We start from the raw sequence: 6936 nt of genomic DNA, 5'->3' as shown, positions 1-6936 counted from the left end.
CAAAAAACTGGCGACGGGCAAATCCGATCTGCCAGAATTGGTTAATCAATCCTGTTCACCCGATAGTCATTAGACCCCGTCATTCTGTCCTTGTTGCCAAGCTTTGACCAGGTTGCCAAAACGGGTGAATTGGGCCTCGAACGACAGCTCCACGGTGCCGATCGGACCGTGGCGCTGCTTGCCAATAATGACCTCGGCCTTGCCATGAAGGTTGGACATCTCATCCTGCCATGCGGCCATACGGTCCAGCTCGTGATCGCCGGGCTTTTCGCGCTCTTTATAATACTCCTCGCGGAACACGAACATAACCACGTCGGCATCTTGCTCGATCGATCCCGATTCACGCAGATCCGACAGCTGCGGACGCTTATCGTCGCGGCTTTCCACCTGACGCGAAAGCTGGGACAGCGCGATCACCGGGATGTTCAGCTCTTTCGCAATCGCTTTCATACCCATCGAGATCTCGGCGATCTCGTTCACGCGGTTCTCGGCCATGCCGCGGCACAGCTGCAGGTAGTCGATGATCAGAACGTCCAGCCCGTGGGTCCGTTTCAGACGGCGCGCGCGGGCGGCCAGCTGACTGATGGGAAGGGCAGGAGTGTCGTCGATGAACAGAGGGCAGCTTTCCAGGTCTTTAGCGGCCTGAACGAACCGGCGAAATTCGCCTTCATCCATGTCACCCTGACGGATTTTGTGGGACGAGATCTCGGACGCTTCCGCCAAAATACGACCCGCAAGCTGCTCGGCCGACATCTCGAGCGAGAAGAAACCAACCACGCCTCCGGAAATCGCACCTTCGGTCCCGTCCGGTCTGATCCCCTTTTTATAGGCCTTCGCCACGTTGAACGCGATGTTGGTCGCAAGCGAGGTCTTCCCCATCGAGGGACGACCAGCAAGGATCAAAAGGTCAGATGGGTGAAGCCCGCCCAGTTTTGCGTCCATATCGGACAGGCCGGTCGAGATCCCCGCCATGCCGCCCTCGCGCTGATAGGCGGCGTTTGCGACTTGAACGGCTTCGGTGACCGCTTTCAGAAAACTTTGGAACCCGCTTTCGGTCTGGCCCGCTTCGCCCAGTTTGTAGAGCGCCTGTTCGGCCTCGACGATCTGCTCTTTCGGTTCGGACGAAATATCGACCTTCTGAGCCTTTGCCGCGATGTCCTGACCCAGCTGGATCAGCTCGCGCCGGATGGCGAGGTCATAGATCATCTGCGCATAGTCGCGGGCCGCGAAGCTGGAAATCGCCGCGCCTGCAAGGCGTGCCAGATAGGCTGGACCTCCGAGTTCCTTAAGGCCCTCGTCATCTTCCATGAACGCCTTCAGCGTGACCGGGCTTGCCAGTGCGTTTTTGGAAATTCGGCTTGCGGCAATGTCCCAAATCCGGGCGTGGACGGGTTCATAAAAATGGCCCGCATTGATGATCGAGGCGACGCGGTCAAACACATCATTATTCGTCAGGATCGCCCCCAGAAGCTGCTGTTCAGCTTCGATGTGGTGGGGCAAGCTGTCGCGCACCTCGCCGTCATTCGGCGTTCCGCCCTGCTGAATGTTGCTGATCTCGTTCATCGCTACCTGTCCCTTAGGGCGCTGTTTTACGTGTTCGGTTATGCCGACGCAAAATGTATGTTTCTGTGGGTAACTTGTGGATAAAGTAGACAAGCGGGATCCTGCCAGATTTGGTGGGATCCTGCAAAAGGGTACCTAAATGTGGTGGTGGGTTAGGCTTTCATCCGCTCAGCTTGCCAGCCGCGGGGATCTTTCAGAAAGCGCTCGACTTCGTCCAAAGTCTCGTCCGAGAACGCGCCTTGCGCCTTGGCTTCGGCCAGAACGTCCCACCAGGTGCACAGATGGATCAGCTGAACACCATGATCAGACAGAGTTTTTTCCGTCTCGGGGAAGATATCGTAATAGAAGATGACGGCCGTGGCGCTACAGCTTGCCCCGGTGTCGCGAATCGCGTCCACGAAGGACAGCTTTGACCCGCCATCGGTGGTCAGATCTTCAACCAGCAGCACGCGTTGGCTGTCATCCATTGCGCCCTCGATCCGGGCGTTTTTTCCATAACCCTTGGGTTTCTTGCGCACATAGGTCATTGGCAGCGCCAGACGCTCTGCAACCCATGCCCCAAAGGGGATACCTGCGGTTTCGCCGCCCGCGATATTGTCAAACGCTTCGAACCCAGCTTCGCGCATGATCGTGACAGACATGAAATCCATCAGGGTCGAGCGGATGCGCGGGAAGCTGATCAGCTTACGGCAGTCGATATAACTGGGGCTGGGCAGGCCCGAGGCCAGAGTGAACGGTTCATCCGTGTTGAAGTTCACAGCGCCGATTTCCAGAAGCATCCGGGCAGTCAGGCGGGCGATTTCTTCTTTCGCGGCGAAGGTTGAGGGGATCATGGGGCAGCGGTCCTCGTAGATGTGGTTCAAGCGACAGGTTTAGGCGTCCACGTGCCAGTGCAGCGGAAAACCGGGGTCAAAAGTGGTGACGGTATGCTCGCCGACTTGCAATGTCGCCGGGTAGGTGACTGGCTCGCCCTTAGTGAGCGTAATCGTGTCCTCATTCACCGGCAGGCCATAAAAGGCTGGGCCGTGCAGCGACGTGAACCCTTCCAATTTGTCCAGCAGGCCCTTGGCCTCGAACGCTTCGGCCAAGATCGACAGGGCGTTGGGTGCGGTGAAACAGCCGGCTGAACAGCATTCGCTTTCTTTCGCGTGGGTCGGGTGCGGGGCGCTGTCTGTACCAAGGAAAAAGCGCGGATCGCCGGATGTCGCCGCCTTCATCAAGGCTTCGCGATGTTCGCTGCGCTTTAGGATTGGCAAGCAATAGTAATGCGGGCGCATGCCGCCGACCAGCATGTCGTTTCGATCAAGGATCAGGTGCTGCACCGTGATCGTGGCGCCAAGTTTGCTTTCGTTGGCTTTGACATAGTCCGCACCATCCTTGGTGGTGATATGCTCCATCACTACGCGCAGATTAGGTGTGGCGCGGCGGATGGGGTCGAGAATGCGGTCAATGAATACGGCTTCACGGTCGAAAATGTCGATGTCCGGGTCTGTGACTTCGCCATGAACGCAAAGCGGGCAGCCGATCTCGGCCATCTTTTCCAAAACGGGACGTACTTTGTCGAAGTTTTGCACCCCGCTTGAGGAATTCGTTGTTGCCCCAGCTGGGTAAAGCTTCACCGATGTGATCAGGCCGGAAGCATGTGCAGCGGCCAAGTCCTCGGGGTCCGTTTCTTCCGTCAGATAGAGCGTCATCAACGGCTCAAACGACATTCCCGCAGGCAGTGCCGCCAAGATGCGGTCGCGATAAGCGGTGGCATCGGCACCGGTCGCAACCGGAGGCACAAGATTTGGCATGACGATGGCGCGGGCGAAATGACGCGCGGTTTCGGGAAGAACGGCGTTCAGCATCGCGCCATCGCGCAAATGCAGGTGCCAGTCGTCGGGGCGGCGGATCGAAAATGTCTGGGTCATCGGGGGCAGCCATAACGCAGCACGGCCCGTATGGTCCAGTCCCTAAATGGGCAGGATGTCCCCTTCCAGCGTAACGGACGGCGCGGTGTCCCGGCTATCGCCCATCGGTGGCAGCGCATGATAGGGCTGGTGCGAGGGCTTCAACGCGGTCGAAACCAATGTGCGAAGCTCATCACGATAAAAACGTGGGTTGGCCAGTATCGATTGCGGCAGTTTCGACGGATCGAACGTCCTTTTTTTGTGAGCGATTATTGTTACTTCGTGCACGTCCCCGAGCAGGTCATGTTCGGTCGCGTCGTCGCGGAAAAAACTGCGCAACGCGGCCTCGCGCTTATGCAGGCGGGCAAGTTCGGCCCTGATCTGGGCCAGCTCGTCAGCAGGGTGAAGGGGCATGTCCAGTGCCGTACCACACGGGTGGCTGGCTTGGGGCAGGACAAGAGGGGTTCCGGTCAGGGGGGGGCGAATCTGTTCCATGACCTCAGCATGGCTTCCGTTTGGTTAAAGCGGGTTTAACCGTGATTTGGGTTTCGGGGCATTGACAATCGTTTAATTTGAAATGATTACATATTCGCAATGATGAATGTAAATGGAGTGTCCCATGACACTAAACTGGAAAATCGGAGGGGTAGCGCTGGGCCTTGTGTTCTTCTTGGCTGTCCTGTTGGTCAAACCCATCGGAGTTTCGACCCAATTCGTAATTCTGGACGGAATCGTTGCCGATATCGTGAACCCAGACACTGTGACAAAAACGGATGAGGGCTTTACCTCGACCAACGCCTATCTGGCGAAATCGAACGGTAAATACGCCAAATCGGTGGCGAATCCGATGAACTATAGCTTCATCTTTGTGGTCGCCATGATGGTTGGGGCCTTTCTGTCGGCAATGATGCGCGGCGGTAATGGCGCAGATGAAAACAAGCTGCCTGCAATCCATTATGACAATTTTGGTGATACTCCGATGAAGCGCTATGCCATCGCATTCGTGGGCGGTGTCATCGTGCTTTACGGCGCGCGACTGGCTGGGGGATGCACCTCGGGTCATATGATGTCGGGCATGATGCAAACATCGCTGTCGGGCTACATCTTCGCCGCAGGCGCCTTTGCCGCCGCGGTCCCCGCCGCCGTGCTGATGTATAAGAAAGGATAAGCCATGCAGATTGTACTTGCTTTAGGGATTGGCGCCCTTTTCGGATTTGTCCTTGATCGCATCGGAGCGACCAACCCCACGGTTCTCATTCGTATGCTCAGCCTGCGCTCGCTGGGTTTGATGAAGGCCATCCTGCTGGCCATTGGTGTCGGCTCGATCATGATGTTTGGTGGGCAGATGACTGGCCTTGTTGACGTGGGGCATATGTCGGTCAAGACAGCCTATGTCGGCGTATTTGTCGGTGGTCTTTTGCTTGGGGCTGGCTGGGCGGTGTCGGGTTTCTGCCCGGGAACTGGCGTCTGTGCCGCAGCGACAGGCCGCAAGGATGCGCTGTTCTTTATCTTGGGTGGGCTGCTGGGTGCGGCCGCTTATATGGTCACTTACCCGTCGATTAAAGCGTCGGGCCTGTTGGACAAAATCGCCGGTGGCAAGGTGACGCTGGGTTCAGTGCCGGGTGCGAAATACGATGGTCTGATGGCCGTGCCGGGCGATGTGCTGGGCATCGTACTTGGTCTGATCTTTGTCGCCGTGGCCTTTGCGGTACCGGAAGCCCCGCGCGGCGATGCCGTGCCCACGCAGGCCGAGTGATCCACTGACCAGATGCAAATAAGCGGGCCGCCCGGTGCGGCCCGTTCTGCTTTGTGCAGCCCCTTGCGGCTAGGCGCGACAACGCCCACATTCGGTGGAACCAAACGCGAGGCCGCCATGACCCAGCCCCCAACATCATTTGATCGCATTCCAGAGCTGGCGCTGGATTGGATTGCCCAAGGACGACAGGTGGCGATCGCGACCGTTGTGTCGACTTGGGGCAGCGCCCCCCGCCCAAGCGGAAGCCAGATGCTTATCGCTGCCAGCGGCGAGATCGAGGGGTCGGTCTCGGGTGGATGTGTTGAGGGGGCAGTTGTCATCGAGGCACAAGACGCGCTGCGCACTGGCGTTCCAGTGTTACTTGAATTTGGCGTGTCGGGCGGGGATGCGTTTTCTGCTGGGTTGGCCTGTGGTGGCGAGATCAAGGTGTTGGTCGAGCCCGTCGGTGCGGGTATCGGTGCTGGCCAAGGTCTGCCGCTGGACCTGTTGGAGCAGCTTGTTTCAGCGCGCGCCAAGCGTCGCCCGCTTACGTATGAGGTCGCGTTGAACACTTGGGTGCGCTTCTTGCGGGAACCGCGGACAGGCGAGGTTCAGATAGGGATCGTCGACGAGGCATATATTCACACGCACGAACCGCCATTGCGTCTGATTATCGCGGGGGCCGTTCACGTGGCACAGGCCTTGATCCCCATGGCTCAGATCGTGGGCTTTGATGTCGTTCTGATCGACCCACGCGGCGCCTTTGCCACGCCAGATCGATTTCCCGACGTGACGATTTTCGAGGACTATCCCGATGATGTGCTGTCCAAGATCGGTATTGACCATCGCACGGCGGTTGTCACGCTGGCCCATGACCCCAAGATAGACGATCCCGCGCTTGAAGCGGGGTTCAATTCGGACGCGTTCTATATTGGCGCTTTGGGGTCACGGCGTACGCAAGGCCAGCGGCTAGAGCGCTTATCTGCACGCGGTTATGGCCCCGAGCAATTGCGCCGTATTCATGGACCAGTAGGATTGGATATCGGGGCGCTTGGCCCGGCAGAAATCGCGGTATCAATCATGGCTGAACTTGTCGCGCGCCACCGACGTCCGCGCTAGGCTGCGTCAGACGTACGGGTGCGGGCCAGCACGATGATCCGGGCAAGCAGCATCGTGCCAAAACTGATCGCAAAGGCCGGGGTTTCGCCGAGGCTGGGAAGAAGGGCGATATAGATGCCGCCTCCGACAAGCGAGATCGTAGCATAAAGATCCTCTTTCAGCAGGCTTGGCGTCATGTTGCACAGCAGATCCCGGATCATGCCACCGGCGGTGCCGGTGATGCAACCAAGAACGATCGCCATCATGGGATGCACGCCAGCCGCCAATGCGACTTGCAGCCCGGTCAACGTGAATAAGGCCAGTCCGATTGCATCCAGATGCAAGAGCATGGCCAAGCGCTGCCCGTTGCCTGAGGGCATGCGACTGGCCAGAATGAACCCAAGCAGAGCCACGGGGATGGCGACCATCATATAGCGCAGGTCGGTGATCCAGAAGACCGGCGTGTTGCCCAGAAACAGGTCGCGCAAAGTGCCGCCGCCCATGCCCGTGGCAATCGCCAGGACCGTTGCGCCAAAGGCGTCCATGTCAGCCCGGTGCGCCTGAACTGACGCTGATGCTGCCATGACGGCGGTGGCAAGCAAGGTCAGAGGCAAGATGATAAACGACAGATCAAACATGCGCTAAACT

At 58.3% G+C, this 6936-nt stretch carries 8 protein-coding genes; 3 read left to right on the top strand and 5 right to left on the bottom strand.

Annotated features, from left to right (window positions below):
* Positions 1 to 69: 69 nt before the first annotated feature.
* The 4 genes from FIL88_RS15195 to FIL88_RS15180 form a co-directional block, all read right to left on the bottom strand.
* Positions 70 to 1563 (bottom strand): replicative DNA helicase, encoded by a 1494-nt coding sequence (locus tag FIL88_RS15195; protein WP_142854732.1) that lies wholly within the window; start codon positions 1561 to 1563, stop codon positions 70 to 72.
* Positions 1564 to 1715: 152 nt separating this feature from the next.
* Positions 1716 to 2396, bottom strand: a complete 681-nt coding sequence (locus FIL88_RS15190) for an orotate phosphoribosyltransferase (protein WP_142854731.1) — start codon at positions 2394 to 2396, stop codon at positions 1716 to 1718.
* Between the two features lie 39 nt (positions 2397 to 2435).
* Complete coding sequence (gene pyrC, locus FIL88_RS15185) at positions 2436 to 3476, bottom strand: dihydroorotase (RefSeq protein ID WP_142854730.1); 1041 nt, start codon at positions 3474 to 3476, stop codon at positions 2436 to 2438.
* A gap of 42 nt (positions 3477 to 3518) precedes the next feature.
* Positions 3519 to 3950, bottom strand: a complete 432-nt coding sequence (locus FIL88_RS15180; protein ID WP_142854729.1) for a hypothetical protein — start codon at positions 3948 to 3950, stop codon at positions 3519 to 3521.
* Between the two features lie 124 nt (positions 3951 to 4074).
* On the opposite strand from FIL88_RS15180, the gene FIL88_RS15175 reads away from it, so the two are divergent.
* The 3 genes from FIL88_RS15175 (at position 4075) to FIL88_RS15165 (ending at position 6309) form a co-directional block, all read left to right on the top strand.
* Positions 4075 to 4623, top strand: coding sequence for a YeeE/YedE thiosulfate transporter family protein (locus FIL88_RS15175; RefSeq protein WP_142854728.1), 549 nt, complete (start codon positions 4075 to 4077; stop codon positions 4621 to 4623).
* 3 nt (positions 4624 to 4626) lie between these two features.
* Positions 4627 to 5211 carry a DUF6691 family protein gene (locus FIL88_RS15170; RefSeq protein ID WP_142854727.1) on the top strand — a complete coding sequence of 195 codons (585 nt, stop codon included), beginning with the start codon at positions 4627 to 4629 and terminating at the stop codon, positions 5209 to 5211.
* 117 nt (positions 5212 to 5328) lie between these two features.
* Entirely contained in the window at positions 5329 to 6309 is a 981-nt protein-coding gene (locus FIL88_RS15165; RefSeq protein WP_142854726.1) for an XdhC family protein, read from the top strand.
* Here the strand turns inward: FIL88_RS15165 and FIL88_RS15160 are convergent.
* The gene (locus FIL88_RS15160) at positions 6306 to 6926 is read right to left on the bottom strand and encodes a trimeric intracellular cation channel family protein (protein ID WP_142854725.1); all 621 of its coding nucleotides are present in this window, start codon (positions 6924 to 6926) and stop codon (positions 6306 to 6308) included. The two genes, FIL88_RS15165 and FIL88_RS15160, sit on opposite strands and share 4 nt — an antisense overlap.
* Between the last annotated feature and the right edge of the window lie 10 nt (positions 6927 to 6936).

It is taken from the genome of Aliiroseovarius halocynthiae (assembly GCF_007004645.1).
Taxonomy (GTDB): domain Bacteria; phylum Pseudomonadota; class Alphaproteobacteria; order Rhodobacterales; family Rhodobacteraceae; genus Aliiroseovarius; species Aliiroseovarius halocynthiae.
This window is presented reverse-complemented; position numbering and strand designations above follow the sequence as displayed.

Excerpts from the sequence above, each read along its gene's own strand:
- FIL88_RS15195 (WP_142854732.1), bottom strand. The coding sequence starts at position 1,563 with ATGAACGAGATCAGCAACATTCAGCAGGGCGGAACGCCGAATGACGGC.
- FIL88_RS15190 (WP_142854731.1), bottom strand. The coding sequence starts at position 2,396 with ATGATCCCCTCAACCTTCGCCGCGAAAGAAGAAATCGCCCGCCTGACT.
- pyrC (WP_142854730.1), bottom strand. The coding sequence starts at position 3,476 with ATGACCCAGACATTTTCGATCCGCCGCCCCGACGACTGGCACCTGCAT.
- FIL88_RS15180 (WP_142854729.1), bottom strand. The coding sequence starts at position 3,950 with ATGGAACAGATTCGCCCCCCCCTGACCGGAACCCCTCTTGTCCTGCCC.
- FIL88_RS15175 (WP_142854728.1), top strand. The coding sequence starts at position 4,075 with ATGACACTAAACTGGAAAATCGGAGGGGTAGCGCTGGGCCTTGTGTTC.
- FIL88_RS15170 (WP_142854727.1), top strand. The coding sequence starts at position 4,627 with ATGCAGATTGTACTTGCTTTAGGGATTGGCGCCCTTTTCGGATTTGTC.
- FIL88_RS15165 (WP_142854726.1), top strand. The coding sequence starts at position 5,329 with ATGACCCAGCCCCCAACATCATTTGATCGCATTCCAGAGCTGGCGCTG.
- FIL88_RS15160 (WP_142854725.1), bottom strand. The coding sequence starts at position 6,926 with ATGTTTGATCTGTCGTTTATCATCTTGCCTCTGACCTTGCTTGCCACC.